The following is a 16165-nucleotide window of genomic DNA, read 5'->3' as shown; positions in this document are numbered from 1 at the left end:
CGTGCAGATGACCGAGGACATGACGGGCACCCCGCGCGAGCAGGGCAGCCACTGGTACGACAACGAGGCCGGCCCGCTCGTCCGCCCCTACGCCATGACGGGCGGACGCACCCGGCCCGGCCCCACCGGCGTGCGGTTCGACCTGATCGCCCTGGTCACGCTGGACCCCGGGGCACCCGGAGTGGACGACGCCCCGCTCGGCCCGGAACACCGCAACCTCATCGACCTGTGCCGCCCGGAGACCCAGTCGGTAGCCGAACTCGCCGCAGGTGCGGACCTGCCCGTCGGTGTCGTCAGGGTCCTCCTCGGCGATCTCCTCGAACTCGGCTGCGTCACCGTCAGCCGTCCCGTTCCACCGGCGCAGCTGCCCGACGAACGCATCCTGCGTGAGGTGATCGAGGGCCTGAGAGCGCTGTAGCACCGACGCAGAGACGGAAACCGCAGCACCCACGCACTCCCGACACCCACGCACTCCCGACACCCGGCACACCAGAGAGAAGTGATCAATGGGCTCCGAGCACTCTGACGCCCCGGACGGCGAGAACGCCGCGCTGGCGTTGAAGATTCTGGTCGCCGGCGGATTCGGCGTGGGCAAGACCACCCTGGTGGGCGCCGTCAGCGAGATCCGGCCGCTGCGCACCGAGGAACTCCTCAGCGAAGCAGGGCAGTCGGTGGACGACACCGACGGCGTGGACCACAAGACCACCACGACCGTCGCCATGGACTTCGGCCGCATCACCATCCGGTCCGGCCTCTCCCTGTACCTGTTCGGCACGCCGGGCCAGGACCGCTTCTGGTTTCTGTGGGACGAATTGTCGCAAGGGGCCCTCGGTGCGGTGGTCCTCGCGGACACCCGCCGCCTGGAGGACTGCTTCCCCGCGGTCGACTACTTCGAGCACCGGCGCATCCCGTTCGTCGTGGCCGTCAACTGCTTCGCGGGCTCCCGGCGGCACGGCGCCCCGGATGTCTCGCGCGCACTCGATCTCGACAGGGGCACACCCGTGGTGCTGTGCGACGCCCGTGACCGCGACTCGGGGAAGGAGGTGCTGATCCGGCTCGTCGAGTACGCCGGGCGGATGCACACCGCCCGGCTGCTCGACTCGGTCGGCTGAGCAACGACGGGGGCCCGCGCGGTCAGTCCGCGACGTCCCGCTCAGCCAGCACCCGGTCGACGGTGACACGGACGAGGAGTTCACCGGGGACGCCGTTGCGCGCGCCGAACTCCTCGGCGCGCTCCTCACCCATGTACCGGGCGCCGATCCGGGTCGCCCAGTGCCGTATCTCGTCGAGGTCCTCCGAGACGCGGGCCCGGCCACGCAGCACCACGAAGGAGTACGGCGGCCGGTCGTCGTCCACGCACAGGGCGATCCGGCCGTCCCGGACGATGTTGCGCCCCTTCACGCTGTCCTTGCCGGTGTTGAACACCACCTCGTCGCCGTCCAGAAGGAACCAGATCGGAACCACGTGCGGGCTCCCGTCGGCCCGGACCGTGGAGAGCTTTGCGGTGCGGGTTCCGTGGGAAACGAACTCCCGCCATTGCGCGTCGGTCATCTTCTCTGCCATGGCTCCCATCCTCCTTGCCCCGACCGCGGTCGTGGGGAAGGCTGACAGGGAAATCCTCCGGCCAGGAGGAAAATCGCACGGGGAGAAAACGGGGAGAACGGAAGATGGCGCAGAACCAGGGACTCGACTGGCTGCTGGACGACTTGACCGGGCGCGTCCACGAAGTGCGGCACGCGCTGGTCCTGTCCAACGACGGCCTGGTGACCGGCGCGAGCACCGGACTGCGCCGCGAGGACGCCGAGCACCTCGCGGCCGTGTCGTCCGGGCTGCACAGCCTGGCCAAGGGATCCGGACGGCATTTCGGCGCGGGCAGCGTACGTCAGACGATGATCGAATTCGACGACGCGGTGCTGTTCGTCACCGCGGCCGGCACGGGCAGCTGTCTGTGCGTCCTCAGCGGCGCGGAGGCCGATATCGGCCAGATCGCCTACGAGATGACACTGCTGGTCAACCGGGTGGGCGAGCGTCTCGACGTCGATGCGCGCCAGCCCGAACCCAAACCGATCACGGATCTCTGACCTGCACGTTCTTCATCCCCCGTGGAGTTGTCCACAGGCTCGCCACGCGATCCGCCGAAGCGGCTACGGTTTTTTCACGGCCACCGCACACGGCCGTATCGCACACGGCCACCGCGTTTACGGCCGTACCGCACACGGCCACCGCGTACGGCCGTACCGCACACGGCGTGAGCCGCTGACTCCACGGGGGAGACCGACCATGGCACGTATCAGCACGACATCCGACCGCACCACCTTCGCCCCGAGCCGGGCCGCCCGTGAACTGGAACTCAAGCGGCGCGAGTTCGACCTCGCGGTGAACCTGGGGCTCGTCCGGACCGTTCCCGACGAAGGAGGCGGGGGCAGGCATGTGGCCCGGGCCGAGCTCGACCGGTTGCGCTTTGGGGAGGGCTTTCCGGACGCCCTGCGCGAACGCGTCGCGACCGCCGGCACCACGGAGGGCGCCGAGCTCATGGGGGTGGCGCCCACCAGGTTCACAAGCCTCGCGCGCTTTGGCCTGCTGGTCCCGGTGACGTTCTACCTGAACCGCTACCGGACCGTCGTCTGGCTGTATCTGGCCGAAGAACTGCGCCAGTTCGCGGCCGAGAGGAGCAACGCCCGGTTGCTGACCGCCCGCCGCACACCCGTGGAGATCCGGGAAGGGCTGAAGGCCGGAATGGACCGGCGGCCCCGCAACTGGCGGGGGCGCCACGTCGGGTTCCTGACGCGTCAGGCCGGTGACGACCCGTGGGCTCACGCGGCAGCGGTCGCCTCCCTGCTCGACCCGGCCGACGTGGCGGACATCGTCCGAGACCCCGGCGAGCGAGCACGTCTGGCCCGCCGCCGCCCGCGGCTCCCGGTGCACGGCACACCCGGTTCACCCACCGCCGAGCTGGCCGAGAGGCTGATGACGGCGAGCGAACCGGACGAGGTGGCCTGGTTCCGCGCGGACCTGAGCCACACGATGGAGACGGCCCGTCGGCACGACCTCGATACCAGCGCACATTCCCCGACACCGCCATCAGCATCAGAATCCCCCGCCTCATCCCCCGCCCCGGCGGCGGAGCGGCCCGCGCCCTCGGGCCGCACCCCTCCCCACGGCCTGCTGAGCTGGTTCCGTCGCAGAGGCCGGCGGCCGGCCGGGTGACCCGACGGTACGGCGTCACCGCCGGGCGGCCTGTCGGCCGATGACTTTCCGGATGCGAGGGGGTCACACCCTGAGGAGACTGTGTCCGGGAGGCGACCATGTTCGGTACGACGAAGGCGTTCAGCGGGTTCTCGGTGGACGACATCGATGCGGCCAAGGGGTTCTACGCCGACACGCTCGGGCTCCGGGTGTCGGAGGAGAACGGTCTGCTGATCCTGCACATCGCGGGTGACCGGGACACCCTGGTCTACCCCAAGCCGGACCACACGCCGGCGACGTTCACCATCCTCAATTTCCCGGTCGACGACATCGAGGCCGCGGTCGACGAGCTGGGCAGGAGAGGGGTGCGCTTCGAGCGTTACGACCACCTCAAGACCGACGACAAGGGCATCTTCCGCGGCGGCGGCCCGCTGATCGCCTGGTTCACCGACCCGGCGGGGAACGTGCTGTCCGTCCTGCAGGAAACCTGACGCGCCGGTCGTGCCCGAGCTTCCCGACGTCGAAGGCTTCCGGCAGGTGCTCGAGTCCTGCGCGAAGGGACGTGTGATCCGCCGGGTCGACGTGCGGGACCCGGGCGTCCTGCACGGGGTCGACGCCCGGAGGCTGCGGGACGCGCTCGAAGGGCGGCGGTTCGGTACGCCGGAGCGGCGCGGCAAGTGGCTGCTCGCCCGTACCGGCGGTCCCACCCTCGTCCTGCATTTCGGCATGACCGGGCGGCTGGTCTGCGGGCGTGTCGATGATCCCGTCGAGACGCATGACCGCGTCCTGTTCACCTTGGGCGGCGGCCGCCAGCTGCGCTTCCGGGACCAGCGCAAACTGCAGGGGCTGTGGCTGGCCCACGACGAGTCCGACGTCGCCCGGCTGCTTCGGAGACAGGGGCCTGACGCGCTGACCGTGGACCGTGCGGAGTTCGAGGAGGTGCTCTCGTCACGCCGGGGGCATCTCAAGACGGCTCTCACCGATCAGTCCGTGCTCGCCGGACTCGGCAATCTGCTCGCCGACGAGATCCTGTGGCGGGCCCGGCTGCGCCCCGACCACGGGGCGCGTGATCTCACCCCGGAGGACCGGCGTCGCCTGTACAGCGAGATGCGCCGCACCCTGCGCTCGTCCGTCACCGCCGGCTGCGTACCGCCGCGTGCCTCCTGGCTCACCGGCCACCGGGACGACCGTGACCCGAGGTGCCCTCGGTGCGGCGCCGGGCTGCGCCGGACCCGTATGGCGGGCCGGGGCACGGTGTGGTGCCCCCGGTGCCAGCCGGACGGGTGATGCGGCGAAAGCCGGGCCGACAGCACGGGCCACCGCGGTCCCGACGCCCCCGACCCGCGGCGCCGGGCTCCGACTCCTCCGGCCCCGCCGTCTCAGGGTCCCCTGCCCCGACCGCACGGCCCCCGGCCCCCCACGGCCTCCGGGTCCACCGCCCCGGCCGATCTGCCCCCGACCGCACGGCCCCCGGCCCCCCACGGCCTCCGGGTCCACCGCCCCGGCCGATCTGCCCCCGACCGCACGGCCTCCGACCCCACGGCCTCCGGGTCCACCGCCCCGGCAGATCTGCCCCCGACCGCACGGCCTCCGACCCCACGGCCTCCGGGTCCACCGCCCCGGCAGATCTGCCCCCGACCGCACGGCCTCCGACCGCACGGCCTCCGACCGCACGGCCTCCGGGTCCGCCGCCCCGGCCGATCTGCCCCCGGCCGATCTGCCTCCGGCCTCCTTGCCTCCGGCCCCGCCGGTGACGATCGCCCCCTGCTCGGCGCGGCGTCCCGTCGTGGACCTGGCGGTCAGGGCGCCGCAGCGGTCTCGCGCTCGTCGTCGGGGGCCACCAGCGACTGTGTGAACGGAATGCGCGCCAGCGCGAGCACTCCCGCGGCGATCAATGCGACGCCGATCAGCTGGGGCAGCAGCCACCACCCGGAGCGGACGGTCTCCTCGTACAGGGTGATGCCGAGGGCGAGGCTCACCAGGGCGTCGCCGAGGGTGAGGGCGGGCTGCGAGGCGACCAGCGGGCCGGCCTGCATGGCGTTCTCCAGCAGGAACAGCGCGCACACGCCGGTGGCGGCGAAGGCGTACGTCTGCCAGGCGGTGAGGAACCCCACGAGGCCCTGCTCGTCGAGGATGTGCATGGCGGCCTTCATCAGGGCCGCGGTCACCGCGTAGCTGATCGCCGTCGCGGCACCCAGGCAGGCCGCGCGGGCCCGGCCCTCGGGCCGCCGGAGGGCCGCGACGGCGAGGGCTACGACCGCCCCCGCGCACACGGCGAGCGCGGGAATCCAGCGGTCCAGCGCCACATGGGTGCGGTTGCCGGCGGGGGAGGCGGCGGCGAGGGCGACCGCCAGTCCGGCCACCACCACCGTGACGGCCAGCCAGCCCCTCCCCGGCAGGTGCCGGTGCATCAGCACAGAGGCGACGATGAGGGTGAGCGGCAGCTCCAGCACGAACAGCGGCTGCACGATCGTCAGCGGGCCGGTGGCCAGCGCCAGCGCCTGGCAGACGGCGGCGCCGATCACCGCGAGGATGCCGGCCAGCCACACTGGCCGGCGCAGCAGATCGACGATCAGCCCGGCCCGCAGTCCCTGGGAGGCGGGCACGGTGAGCGCCGCCTTGCGTTGCAGCACGGTCGCGACCGCGTTGCTGAAGGCGGCGCAGATCGCGAACACGACGGGGAGCACGGTGTGCAGCGTGGTCACCTCCCGGATCGTGCGGGCGTGTGACGTCGGCGGTGCCTGCTCCTGCCATGGTCGCCGGATCCGCTCGGGGGCGCGATCGGAACCCCGGCGCGGGCGGGGTTCCGACCGGAGAAGGGCCGGGTCAGCCCAGCTTCCGGAAGAGCCCCTCCTGCACCACGGACACGACCAGCCGGCCCTCACGGTCGTAGATCCGCCCCCGGGCCAGACCGCGGCCCCCGACCGCGATCGGCGACTCCTGGTCGTAGAGGAGCCAGTCGTCCGCGCGGAACGGACGGTGGAACCACATCGCGTGGTCCAGCGACGCCATGTCGAAGCCGCGCGGGCCCCACAGCGGCTCGACCGGGATGCGGACGGCGTCCAGGAGGGTCATGTCGCTGGCGTAGGTGAGGGCGCAGGTGTGCACGAGCGGGTCGTCGCCGAGCGGCCCGACCGCGCGCATCCACACGGCGCTGCGCGGCTCGGCGTCCTCGACCTCCTCGGCGGTCCAGCGCAGCCGGTCCACGTAACGGATGTCGAAGGGCTGACGCCGGGCCATCCGCTCCAGCTGCTCGGGCAGCGCGCCCAGGTGCTCCCGGATCTCGTCGGTGACGTTGGGCAGGGACTCCGGGTCCGGCACCTTGCGGGCCGGCGGCAGTTGGTGCTCGAAGCTGCCCTCCTCCGGCTTGTGGAAGGAGGCGGTGAGGTTGAAGATCGTGCGGCCCTGCTGGACGGCCGTGACGCGGCGGGTGGTGAACGACCGCCCGTCGCGAACGTGCTCGACCTGATAGACGATCGGCACGCCCGGCCGGCCAGGGCGCAGGAAGTACGCGTGCAGCGAGTGCACGGGACGGTCGCCCTCGGTGGTGCGGCCGGCTGCGACCAGGGCCTGCCCGGCCACCTGACCGCCGAAGACCCGCTGCAGGGACTCCTGCGGACTGCGGCCGCGGAAGATGTTGACCTCGATCTGCTCAAGGTCGAGCAGATCGACGAGCCTCTCGGCAGGGTTGGTCGTCATGGGTGGGATTCTCCTGTGTTCGCTGCTGCCCGGCCCGTCACAGCTGGCCGACGTCGGTGACGCGGACGACCGCGCGGCCCTCCGCGTCCGAGGCCGTGAGGTCGACCTCCGCGCTGATGCCCCAGTCGTGGTCGCCGTTCGGGTCGTGGAAGATCTGCCGGACCCGCCACAGGGCGTTCTCCGGCTCCTCCTCGATGAGCAGCAGCTTGGGACCGCGGGCGTCGGGGCCGGTGCCGAGATCCTCGTACTCGTCCCAGTACTTGTCCATCGCCTCGCCCCACGCGTCGGCGTCCCAGCCGGACTCCCCGTCCATGTCGCCCAGTTCGCCGACCTGGTCGAGGGCGGCAAGTTCCACGCGGCGGAACATGGCGTTGCGGACCAGGACGCGGAAGGCGCGCGCGTTGGCGGTGACCGGCTTGACCTCGTCGGCCTTCTCCTGGGCCTCCTCGGCCGTCATCTCCGCCGGGTTGGCCAGCTGTTCCCACTCGTCCAGCAGGCTGGAGTCGACCTGGCGCACCATCTCGCCGAGCCAGGCGATCAGGTCCTGGAGGTCCTCGGACTTGAGGTCGTCGGGGACGGTGTGGTCAAGGGCCTTGAAGGCGCTGGCGAGGTAGCGCAGCACGATGCCCTCGGTACGGGCCAGCTCGTAGTGGGACACCAACTCGGTGAAGGACAGGGCCCGTTCGTACATGTCGCGGATGACGGACTTCGGCGACAGCGGATGGTCACCGACCCAGGGGTGGCTCTTGCGGTACGTGTCGTACGCGTGGAAGAGCAGCTCCTCCAGGGGCTTCGGGTACGTGATGTCCTGGAGACGCTCCATGCGCTCCTCGTACTCGACGCCGTCCGCCTTCATCTGGGCCACGGCCTCGCCGCGCGCCTTGTTCTGCTGGGCGGCGAGGATCTGCCGCGGGTCGTCGAGCGTGGACTCCACGACGGACACCATGTCGAGCGCGTACGAAGGCGACTCGGGGTCGAGCAGCTCGAAGGCGGCGAGGGCGAAGGTGGACAGCGGCTGGTTGAGGGCGAAGTCCTGCTGGAGATCGACCGTGAGACGGACGATACGGCCCTCGGCGTCCGGCTGGTCGAGCTTCTCGACGATGCCGCCGTCCAGCAGGGAGCGGTAGATCGCGATGGCCCTGCGGATGTGCCGCAACTGCTGCTTGCGCGGCTCGTGGTTGTCCTCCAGCAGCCGTCGCATCGCCTCGAAGGCGTTGCCGGGGCGGGCGATCACCGACAGCAGCATCGTGTGCGTCACGCGGAAGCGGGACGTCAGCGGCTCCGGCTCGGAGCCGATGAGCTTTTCGAAGGTCTGCTCCGACCAGGCGACGAACCCCTCGGGGGCCTTCTTGCGGACGACCTTGCGGCGCTTCTTGGGGTCGTCGCCCGCCTTGGCGAGGGCCTTCTCGTTCTCGACGACGTGCTCGGGCGCCTGCGCGACGACGAAGCCCTCCGTGTCGTACCCGGCCCGCCCGGCACGGCCGGCGATCTGGTGGAACTCCCGGGCCCGCAGGGTGCGTACGCGGGTGCCGTCGTACTTGGTGAGGGCCGTGAACAGCACCGTGCGGATGGGGACGTTGACGCCGACGCCGAGCGTGTCGGTGCCGCAGATGACCTTCAGCAGACCGGCCTGGGCGAGCTTCTCCACCAGACGGCGGTACTTGGGCAGCATGCCGGCGTGGTGCACGCCGATGCCGTGCCGGACGTAACGGGAGAGGTTGCGGCCGAACTTGGTGGTGAAGCGGAAGTTGCCGATCAGCTCGGCGATCTGCTCCTTCTCCTCCTTCGAGCACATGTTGATGCTCATCAGCGCCTGCGCCCGCTCCACGGCCTGCGCCTGTGTGAAGTGCACGATGTAGACGGGGGCCTGCCGGGCGGACAGCAGATCGGTGAGTGTCTCGGTGAGCGGCGTGTAGCGGTACTCGTAGGACAGCGGCACGGGCCGGGTCGCCGAGCGGACCACGGCGGTCGGGCGGTTCGTGCGGCGGGTGAGGTCCTTCTCGAAGAAGGAGACGTCGCCGAGCGTCGCCGACATGAGCACGAACTGCGCCTGCGGCAGCTCCAGGATCGGGATCTGCCAGGCCCAGCCGCGGTCGCCCTCGGCGTAGAAGTGGAACTCGTCCATCACGACCTGGCCGACATCGGCGTCCTTGCCGTCGCGCAGCGCGATCGACGCCAGTACCTCGGCGGTGCAGCAGATGACGGGGGCGTCGGCGTTGACCGACGCGTCGCCGGTCAGCATGCCGACGTTCTCGGTGCCGAAGATCTTGCACAGCTCGAAGAACTTCTCCGACACCAGGGCCTTGATCGGGGCGGTGTAGAAGGTGACCTCGTCACGGGCGAGGGCCGCGAAGTGCGCACCCGCCGCGATCATGCTCTTGCCGGAGCCGGTGGGCGTCGACACGATCACGTTCGCACCGGAGACCACCTCGATCAGCGCCTCCTCCTGGTGGGGGTAGAGCGTGAGACCCCGCTCGCCGGCCCACGACTCGAAGGCTTCGTACAGGGCATCGGGGTCGGGGGTCCGCGGCAGCTGATCGATGAGGGTCACGCCCCCCATCTTGCCCGGCCCGATGCCCGATGCGGGAATCGGCTGCAGGACCGAAGATCACGAACGCTACGCTGGGGCGCCGGCGGGACGTCAGCGCGCCCGGTCAACTGGACAGCGGCACATGAGGAATGAGGCGGGCAGCGGCCATGATGGGACCAGCACACTCACTGTCGGGAGCCGCCGCCTGGCTCGGCGTCGGTGCGGCTGCCGCGGCGGCCGGGCAGCCGATGCCCTGGCCGGTCCTCCTTGTCGGCGCCTTGATCTGCGCCGGAGCCGCCCTCGCCCCGGATCTCGACCACAAGGCGGCCACGATCTCCCGGTCCTTCGGGCCGCTGTCGCGCTGGCTGTGCGAGATCGTCGACAAGCTGTCGTACGCCGTCTACAAGGCGACCAAGAAGCAGGGCGACCCGCGCCGCTCCGGCGGGCACCGCACGCTGACGCACACCTGGCTGTGGGCGGTGCTGATCGGCGCGGGCACCTCGGCGGTGGCGATCACCAGCGACCGCTGGGGCGTGCTGGCGATCCTCTTCGTGCACATGGTCCTGGCCATCGAGGGCCTGCTGTGGCGGGCGACGCGCGGCTCCAGCAGCGAGGTACTGGTGTGGTTGCTGGCCGCGACCACCGCGTGGATCCTCGCGGGGGTCCTGGACAAGCCGGGCAACGGCGCGGACTGGCTGTTCACGGCGCCGGGGCAGGAGTACCTGTGGCTGGGGCTGCCGGTGGTGCTGGGCGCGATCGTGCACGACATCGGGGACGCGCTGACCGTGTCCGGCTGCCCGATCCTGTGGCCCATCCCGGTCGGGCGCAAGCGCTGGTACCCGATCGGGCCCCCGAAGGCCATGCGCTTCCGGGCCGGAAGCTGGGTCGAGCTCAAGGTGGTGATGCCCGTGTTCATGCTGCTCGGCGGAGTGGGGTGTGCGGCGGCGCTCAACTTCATCTGAACGCGGCCCCGACAGTTCATCTGAACGCGGCCCCGAGACGTGCCTCAGCCGCCGCCGTAGCGCCGCTCGAACGCGGCGACCCGGCCCTCCGAGTCCACCGTGCGGGCCTTGCCCGTGGAGAAGGGGTGGCTCTCCGAGGAGATCTCCACGTCCACGACCGGGTAGGTCTCGCCGTCGTCCCACTCGATGGTCTGGTCGCTGGTCGCGGTGGACCGGGTGAGGAACGCGTACCCGGCGGCGCGGTCGCGGAAGACGACGGGGTGGTAGTCGGGGTGCTTGTCCTGCTGCATGGATGCTCCCTCGAACGACTCGGGCCGGCTCGGCCGGTTCCGCGATCAGCCGGACTGGGTGTCCTCGTCGACGATGTGCACGGCGGCCTCCTCGGCCGACGCGGCGGCGCCGTCGATGCCCACGTCCATGGCGACCAGCGCCTCCTCCTCGTCCTCGTGGGCGCCCTCGTCGGGGGCCACGAGCCGGCCGGAGCGCTCGGCGCCGACCTCGTTGTCCAGGAGTTCCCCGTCGGTGCCCGCGCAGTCCCCGAGGCCGTCGCCGTCCGGGGCGGCGGCGTCCGGCAGCTCCTCGGAGAGCCGCTGGTCCAGCGTCTCGCCCCGCTGCCGCTCGGCCGCCGTCACACCGAGGTGCTCGACGGCCCAGGGCCGCTCGGGAGGGGACCAGCCCCGGTCGAGGGGGTCGTCGACGCCGTCGTACTCCAGGGTGTCCTCGGCGTCGAGCAGCCCCGTGTCCTCCCTCTGCTCGTCCTGGTCCGGCTGGTAGACGTCGTCTCCCCAGCCGTCGGAGCTGTTCACGGGTACCTCCAGGGGGTGGGACGGGCCCGTTCTCACGGGACCCGTGCCGGGCCGCCGCCGCACGAGCACTGACGCCGCCCGAACCACTGGTTCCCGGGCGTTCCCCGAGCCGGTGCCTGATTCCAGCCTTCCACTCAGGTTCGGGACTGCGCAACGCCAAGGACGCGGCCGCCCGCGCGCGCCGCCCGGCGCGACGAGGTGCTCACCCGTGCCACGACCTCCACAGCGCCGCATACGCCCCGTCCGCCGCGACCAGCTCCTCGTGGCTGCCCAGCTCGCTGATCCGGCCGCTCTCGACGACGGCGATGACGTCCGCGTCGTGGGCCGTGTGCAGCCGGTGGGCGATGGCGACGACGGTGCGGCCGTCGAGGACCCGGGCCAGGGAGCGTTCCAGGTTGCGGGCGGCGCGCGGGTCGAGCAGGGAGGTCGCCTCGTCCAGGACCAGTGTGTGCGGGTCGGCCAGCACCAGGCGGGCCAGCGCGATCTGCTGGGCCTGGGCCGGGGTGAGCGCCAGACCGCCCGAGCCGACCTCGGTGTCCAGGCCGTCCTCCAGCGCCCGGGCCCAGCCGTCGGCGTCGACCGCGCCCAGCGCCGCCCACAGCTCGGCGTCGACCGCGCCGGTCCGCGCGAGCCGCAGGTTGTCGCGCAGTGAGCCCACGAAGACATGGTGCTCCTGGTTGACCAGGGCCACGTGGGAGCGGACGTGCTCGGCGGGCATCCGGGACAGTTCGGTGCCGCCCAGGGTGATCCGGCCCTCCCGGGGCGCGTAGATCCCGGCGAGCAGCCGGCCCAGCGTGGACTTGCCCGCGCCCGAGGGGCCGACCAGGGCCAGCCGGGTGCCGGGGGCGACCTCCAGGGACACCTTGCGCAGGACGTCCACGCCTTCCAGGTAGCCGAAGTGCACCCGGTCGGCGTGCACATGGCGTCCCTCGGGGGCCACCGACGGATCCCCGGCGTCCGGCTCGATGTCCCGGACCCCGACGAGCCGGGCCAGCGACACCTGGGCCACCTGCAGCTCGTCGTACCAGCGCAGGATCATGCCCACCGGGTCGACCAGCATCTGGGCGATCAGCGCGCCGGTGGTCAGCTGGCCGACGTCGATCCACCCGTGGAGGGCGAACACACCGCCGATCATCAGGACCGACGCGAGCACGGTCACGTGGGTGATGTTGATGACCGGGAAGAGCACCGACCGCAGCCAGAGCGTGTACCGCTCCCAGGCCGTCCACTCCCGGATCCGGCGCTCCGAGAGTGCGACACGGCGGTCGCCGAGGCGGTGGGCCTCGACGGTGCGCCCGGCGTCGACGGTCTCGGCGAGCGCGGCGGCCACGGCGGCGTACCCGGCGGCCTCGGAACGGTAGGCCGAGGGGGCCCGCCGGAAGTACCAGCGGCAGCCGACGATCAGCAGCGGCAGGGCCAGCAGCACGGCGAGCGCCAGCGGCGGCGCCGTGATCACCAGCCCGCCCATCAGCAGGACCACCCACACCACGCCGATCGACAGCTGCGGTACGGCCTCGCGCATGGCGTTGCCCAGGCGGTCGATGTCCGTCGTGATGCGCGACAGCAGGTCGCCGGTCCCGGCCCGCTCCAGTACCCCGGGCGGCAGTCCGACCGACCGGACGAGGAAGTCCTCGCGCAGGTCGGCCAGCATCCGCTCGCCCAGCATCGCGCCGCGCAGCCGCACCTGCCGGACGAACACGGCCTGGACGGCCAGCGCGGCCACGAAGAGCCCGGCCGTGAGCTCCAGGCGCAGGTCCCGCGCCCCGTCGGACACCCGCTCCACCAGTCCGCCCAGCAGCCAGGGACCGGCCATGGAGGCGATCACGGCCGCCGTGTTGACGGCGACCAGCAACAGGAACGCCCGCCGGTGCCGGCGCAGCAGTTCGGCCACGTAGGCGCGGACGGTCTCGGGGGCGCCGACCGGCAGCGTGTTCGCCGTCGTCGGGGCCGCCGGGTCGTACGCCGGTGGCGCGACGCCGATCATGCCTTCTCCTCGATCTCTTCCAGTTCCTGCAGTACGTCCGTCAGGGCGACGGAGCCGTTCAGGTCGGCCTCCTCGTCCGTCTCGCGGGTGACCACCGCCCGGTAGCGGGGCTCGGTACGCACCAGCTCACGGTGGGCGCCGACCGCCACGGCCTCCCCGTCGTGCAGGAACACCACCCGGTCGGCGCGGTCCAGCAGCAGCGGCGAGGAGGTGAACACCACGGTCGTGCGCCCCGCGCGCAACTCCCGCACGCCCTGCGCGATCCGGGCCTCGGTGTGCGAGTCGACAGCCGAGGTCGGCTCGTCCAGGACGAGCGCCTCCGGGTCCGTGACCAGCGACCGGGCGAGCGCGAGCCGCTGGCGCTGGCCGCCGGACAGAGACCGGCCGCGTTCGGTGATCCGGGCGTCCATCGGGTCGGCCGCGTCCAGCGAGCCCTGCACGAGGGCCGCCAGCACGTCGTCGCACTGCGCGGCAGCCAGCGCATCCCGCGGTGCCACCGCACCCGACGCGGGTACGTCGAGCAGCTCGCGCAGTGTGCCGGACAGCAGCACCGGGTCCTTGTCCTGGACGAGGACGGCCGTACGGGCGCTGTCCAGCGGGAGTTCGTCGAGCGGCACCCCGCCCAGCAGCACCGAGGAGCCCTCCTGGGACGGGTGTCCGCCCAGCCGTTCCGCCAGCAGACCCGCGGCGTCCGGGTCGCCGCACACCACGGCCGTGAGCCGGCCGGCGGGCGCGAGCAGCCCGGTCTGCGGGTCGTACAGGTCGCCCGAGGGGGACTCGGCCGCGCGTGATCCGGCCGTGTCCGTGGGCCGCTGGAGCGACAGCACTCCCGCGGCCCGTTTGGCGGAGGGCCGGGAGAAGGAGTACGCCATGGCGATCTCCTCGAAGTGCCGCAGCGGATAGGTCAGGACCATGACCGAGCTGTAGACGGTGACCAGTTCGCCGACGGTGATCCGGCCCTCGCGCGCCAGCCCCACGCCGTACCAGACGACGGCGATGAGCAACAGCCCGGGCAGCAGGACCTGGATCGCGGAGATCAGGGCCCACATCCGGGCGCTGCGCACGGCAGCGTGGCGAACCTCCTGGGAGGCGCTGCGGTAGCGGTCGAGGAACAGCTCCTCGCCGCCGATGCCGCGCAGCACCCGCAGACCGGCGACGGTGTCCGAGGCCAGTTCGGTGGCGCGCCCGGCCTTCTCGCGCTGGGTGTCGGCGCGCCGGGTGGCGCGGGGCAGCAGCGGCAGCACGGCGAGCGCCAGCGCGGGCAGCCCGACGGCGACGACCACGCCGAGCGCCGGCTGGTAGACGAGCAGGCCGATACAGACCAGGACGATGGTGACCACGGCCGCGGTGAAGCGGGACAGGGCCTCGACGAACCAGCCGATCTTCTCGACGTCACCCGTCGACACCGCCACCACTTCACCGGCCGCGACCCGCCGGGTCAGCGCCGAGCCCAGATGGGCGGCCTTGCGGGCGAGCAGTTGCTGGACGCGCGCGGCCGCGGTGATCCAGTTGGTGATCGCGGTGCGGTGCAGGAAGGTGTCACCGACCGCGTTGCCGACGCAGGCCAGGGCCAGCAGGCCACCCGCCAGGGCGAGCCGGGTACCGGAGCGGTCGACGACGGCCTGCACGGCGACGCCGACACAGAACGGCAGGGCGGCGACCGAGGCGAAGTGCAGCAGCCCCCAGCTCAGCGACTTGAGCTGACCGCCCAGCTGATTCCGGAAGAGCCACCACAGGAATCGAGGGCCCGAACGCGCGTCCGGGACGCCCGGGTCGGGGTACGGAAGGTCTTGAATCTGCATGACGTCCCAGTGGCTCGTGTCAGGGGGTGGAGTCCGGCCGAAGGCAGCAAACCGTGTCAGGTTCGCGTCGCGACGCGGCCGGAGGCAAACGGTTTTCCGTCCGCCGTACGGAACCGGCCGCTCTCCGGGCGCGACCGGCCGTCCGCCGTGCGCAACCGGCCGAAAATCGTGCGGAACCGACCATCCCCCGGGTGCAATCGGCCGACGACCCAGCGGAACCGGCCGTCCCTCGGGCGCAATCGGCCGTTCTCCGGGCGGACGGCCGACAGTCGGGTGTGCAATCGGCCGGCGACAAACCGGCATCTGTGGCGCACCGACTGTCCGGGCCTCAGTCCGCCCTCGTCCGGAACGCGGTGCGACCATGGGGCGATGCACAGTGGTGGCGTACGACGAGCGGTGGCCGCGACGGCGGTCCTCGCCTCTCTCCTGACGGCTCTGTCCGCCTGCGGCGGCACGGAAGGCAGTGGTGGGGGGACAGGAGCCGCACACCGAGCGGCCCGCACCCACGCGGCCACGGCCGCCCCGACGCGAATCCCCGGTGTAGGCGACCGGCTCCATCGGCGGATCCCGTCCGGCTCCCGTCAGGTCGTCGCGGTCTACGGCGACGGGAAGGATTCCGCCGACTCCACGGTCGTGCTCTACACCAAGCGCGGCTCCGTCTGGCAGCGGGAGCGCGGTTGGGCCGGGCACAACGGCAAGAAGGGCTGGACCACCGACCACCACGAGGACGACGACCGCAGCCCCGTGGGCGTGTTCACCCTCAGCGACGCGGGCGGCGTGCTGCCGGACCCCGGATCCGAGCTCCCGTACACCCGCTCCGCCGCCTTCGCCGCCCCGCGCTGGTGGGCCAAGTCGCACTGGCACGACTTCGACTACGTCATCGCCATCGACTACAACCGCGTCAAGGGCACCCCGCCGAACGATCAGACCCGCCCCGAGGGCGAGAAGAAGGGCGGCGGGATCTGGCTGCACATGGACCACGGCAGCGGCACGTCGGCCTGCGTCAGCGTGCCCGAGCGGGCGATGAGGTACCTGCTGCGCACGCTCGACCCGCGACAGCGTCCCGTGGTGGTGATGGGGGACAGGGCGGACTTGGCGGCCTAGATGTGCTGTCCCGGGACGTTGGTGACACGCGTGCTGGGTGCTTGAACAGGTGAGGGCCTTCTGGGTTCGGTGTGGATTGCGACATCTACACC

At 71.9% G+C, this 16165-nt stretch carries 16 protein-coding genes; 8 read left to right on the top strand and 8 right to left on the bottom strand.

Translation table 11 applies throughout. The features are described 5' to 3' along the window. Positions 1 to 7 precede the first annotated feature (7 nt). Together ACZ7EG_RS32230 and ACZ7EG_RS32225 are read left to right on the top strand one after the other, a co-directional pair. Positions 8 to 418, top strand: a complete 411-nt coding sequence (locus tag ACZ7EG_RS32230; protein ID WP_471087165.1) for a DUF742 domain-containing protein — start codon at positions 8 to 10, stop codon at positions 416 to 418. Positions 419 to 506: 88 nt separating this feature from the next. Continuing rightward, positions 507 to 1112 carry a GTP-binding protein gene (locus ACZ7EG_RS32225; RefSeq protein ID WP_471086677.1) on the top strand — a complete coding sequence of 202 codons (606 nt, stop codon included), beginning with the start codon at positions 507 to 509 and terminating at the stop codon, positions 1110 to 1112. A 22-nt stretch (positions 1113 to 1134) separates the two neighbouring features. On the opposite strand, the gene ACZ7EG_RS32220 is transcribed toward ACZ7EG_RS32225, so the two are convergent. Next, positions 1135 to 1563: a PPOX class F420-dependent oxidoreductase gene (locus ACZ7EG_RS32220; protein WP_471086674.1), complete on the bottom strand. Its 429-nt coding sequence runs from the start codon at positions 1561 to 1563 to the stop codon at positions 1135 to 1137. A gap of 104 nt (positions 1564 to 1667) precedes the next feature. On the opposite strand from ACZ7EG_RS32220, the gene ACZ7EG_RS32215 reads away from it, so the two are divergent. The 4 genes from ACZ7EG_RS32215 (at position 1668) to ACZ7EG_RS32200 (ending at position 4473) form a co-directional block, all read left to right on the top strand. Continuing rightward, a complete protein-coding gene (locus ACZ7EG_RS32215; protein WP_471086671.1) occupies positions 1668 to 2081 on the top strand; it encodes a roadblock/LC7 domain-containing protein in 414 nt (137 codons plus the stop codon). Positions 2082 to 2280: 199 nt separating this feature from the next. Next, positions 2281 to 3207 (top strand): DUF6397 family protein, encoded by a 927-nt coding sequence (locus ACZ7EG_RS32210; RefSeq protein ID WP_471086668.1) that lies wholly within the window; start codon positions 2281 to 2283, stop codon positions 3205 to 3207. A 98-nt stretch (positions 3208 to 3305) separates the two neighbouring features. Next, positions 3306 to 3677: a VOC family protein gene (locus ACZ7EG_RS32205; protein ID WP_471086665.1), complete on the top strand. Its 372-nt coding sequence runs from the start codon at positions 3306 to 3308 to the stop codon at positions 3675 to 3677. Positions 3678 to 3687: 10 nt separating this feature from the next. Next, positions 3688 to 4473 carry an Fpg/Nei family DNA glycosylase gene (locus tag ACZ7EG_RS32200; RefSeq protein ID WP_471086662.1) on the top strand — a complete coding sequence of 262 codons (786 nt, stop codon included), beginning with the start codon at positions 3688 to 3690 and terminating at the stop codon, positions 4471 to 4473. A gap of 512 nt (positions 4474 to 4985) precedes the next feature. Here the strand turns inward: ACZ7EG_RS32200 and ACZ7EG_RS32195 are convergent. The 3 genes from ACZ7EG_RS32195 to ACZ7EG_RS32185 form a co-directional block, all read right to left on the bottom strand. Then, entirely contained in the window at positions 4986 to 5882 is an 897-nt protein-coding gene (locus ACZ7EG_RS32195; RefSeq protein ID WP_471087162.1) for a DMT family transporter, read from the bottom strand. Positions 5883 to 6012: 130 nt separating this feature from the next. After that, a complete protein-coding gene (locus ACZ7EG_RS32190; protein WP_358562170.1) occupies positions 6013 to 6885 on the bottom strand; it encodes an acyl-CoA thioesterase in 873 nt (290 codons plus the stop codon). 37 nt (positions 6886 to 6922) lie between these two features. Continuing rightward, a complete protein-coding gene (locus tag ACZ7EG_RS32185; RefSeq protein WP_471086658.1) occupies positions 6923 to 9436 on the bottom strand; it encodes a DEAD/DEAH box helicase in 2514 nt (837 codons plus the stop codon). A gap of 146 nt (positions 9437 to 9582) precedes the next feature. Here ACZ7EG_RS32185 and ACZ7EG_RS32180 point away from each other — a divergent pair, with 146 nt between their 5' ends. Beyond that, a complete protein-coding gene (locus ACZ7EG_RS32180) occupies positions 9583 to 10377 on the top strand; it encodes a metal-dependent hydrolase (protein WP_471086655.1) in 795 nt (264 codons plus the stop codon). Positions 10378 to 10421: 44 nt separating this feature from the next. On the opposite strand, the gene ACZ7EG_RS32175 is transcribed toward ACZ7EG_RS32180, so the two are convergent. The 4 genes from ACZ7EG_RS32175 to ACZ7EG_RS32160 all read right to left on the bottom strand — a co-directional run bounded on the left by ACZ7EG_RS32175 (position 10422) and on the right by ACZ7EG_RS32160 (position 14969). Next, positions 10422 to 10667, bottom strand: coding sequence for a type B 50S ribosomal protein L31 (locus ACZ7EG_RS32175; RefSeq protein ID WP_471086652.1), 246 nt, complete (start codon positions 10665 to 10667; stop codon positions 10422 to 10424). 45 nt (positions 10668 to 10712) lie between these two features. Beyond that, positions 10713 to 11183, bottom strand: a complete 471-nt coding sequence (locus ACZ7EG_RS32170; RefSeq protein ID WP_471086649.1) for a DUF5709 domain-containing protein — start codon at positions 11181 to 11183, stop codon at positions 10713 to 10715. A 202-nt stretch (positions 11184 to 11385) separates the two neighbouring features. Continuing rightward, positions 11386 to 13167, bottom strand: a complete 1782-nt coding sequence (locus tag ACZ7EG_RS32165) for an ABC transporter ATP-binding protein (RefSeq protein WP_471086646.1) — start codon at positions 13165 to 13167, stop codon at positions 11386 to 11388. Then, positions 13164 to 14969: an ABC transporter ATP-binding protein gene (locus tag ACZ7EG_RS32160; RefSeq protein WP_471086643.1), complete on the bottom strand. Its 1806-nt coding sequence runs from the start codon at positions 14967 to 14969 to the stop codon at positions 13164 to 13166. Before ACZ7EG_RS32160 ends, ACZ7EG_RS32165 begins: the two co-directional genes overlap by 4 nt. Positions 14970 to 15338: 369 nt before the next feature. On the opposite strand from ACZ7EG_RS32160, the gene ACZ7EG_RS32155 reads away from it, so the two are divergent. Then, the gene (locus tag ACZ7EG_RS32155) at positions 15339 to 16073 is read left to right on the top strand and encodes a hypothetical protein (protein WP_471086640.1); all 735 of its coding nucleotides are present in this window, start codon (positions 15339 to 15341) and stop codon (positions 16071 to 16073) included. Positions 16074 to 16165: the final 92 nt, after the last annotated feature.

It is taken from the genome of Streptomyces sp. NPDC037100, from assembly GCF_055606225.1.
This window is presented reverse-complemented; position numbering and strand designations above follow the sequence as displayed.

Bases quoted from the DNA above. Each gene is read 5' to 3' on its own strand.
- ACZ7EG_RS32160 (WP_471086643.1), bottom strand. From the start codon at position 14,969: ATGCAGATTCAAGACCTTCCGTACCCCGACCCGGGCGTCCCGGACGCG.
- ACZ7EG_RS32230 (WP_471087165.1), top strand. From the start codon at position 8: ATGACCGAGGACATGACGGGCACCCCGCGCGAGCAGGGCAGCCACTGG.
- ACZ7EG_RS32220 (WP_471086674.1), bottom strand. From the start codon at position 1,563: ATGGCAGAGAAGATGACCGACGCGCAATGGCGGGAGTTCGTTTCCCAC.
- ACZ7EG_RS32155 (WP_471086640.1), top strand. From the start codon at position 15,339: ATGCACAGTGGTGGCGTACGACGAGCGGTGGCCGCGACGGCGGTCCTC.
- ACZ7EG_RS32165 (WP_471086646.1), bottom strand. From the start codon at position 13,167: ATGATCGGCGTCGCGCCACCGGCGTACGACCCGGCGGCCCCGACGACG.
- ACZ7EG_RS32175 (WP_471086652.1), bottom strand. From the start codon at position 10,667: ATGCAGCAGGACAAGCACCCCGACTACCACCCCGTCGTCTTCCGCGAC.
- ACZ7EG_RS32215 (WP_471086671.1), top strand. From the start codon at position 1,668: ATGGCGCAGAACCAGGGACTCGACTGGCTGCTGGACGACTTGACCGGG.
- ACZ7EG_RS32205 (WP_471086665.1), top strand. From the start codon at position 3,306: ATGTTCGGTACGACGAAGGCGTTCAGCGGGTTCTCGGTGGACGACATC.
- ACZ7EG_RS32225 (WP_471086677.1), top strand. From the start codon at position 507: ATGGGCTCCGAGCACTCTGACGCCCCGGACGGCGAGAACGCCGCGCTG.
- ACZ7EG_RS32180 (WP_471086655.1), top strand. From the start codon at position 9,583: ATGATGGGACCAGCACACTCACTGTCGGGAGCCGCCGCCTGGCTCGGC.
- ACZ7EG_RS32210 (WP_471086668.1), top strand. From the start codon at position 2,281: ATGGCACGTATCAGCACGACATCCGACCGCACCACCTTCGCCCCGAGC.
- ACZ7EG_RS32190 (WP_358562170.1), bottom strand. From the start codon at position 6,885: ATGACGACCAACCCTGCCGAGAGGCTCGTCGATCTGCTCGACCTTGAG.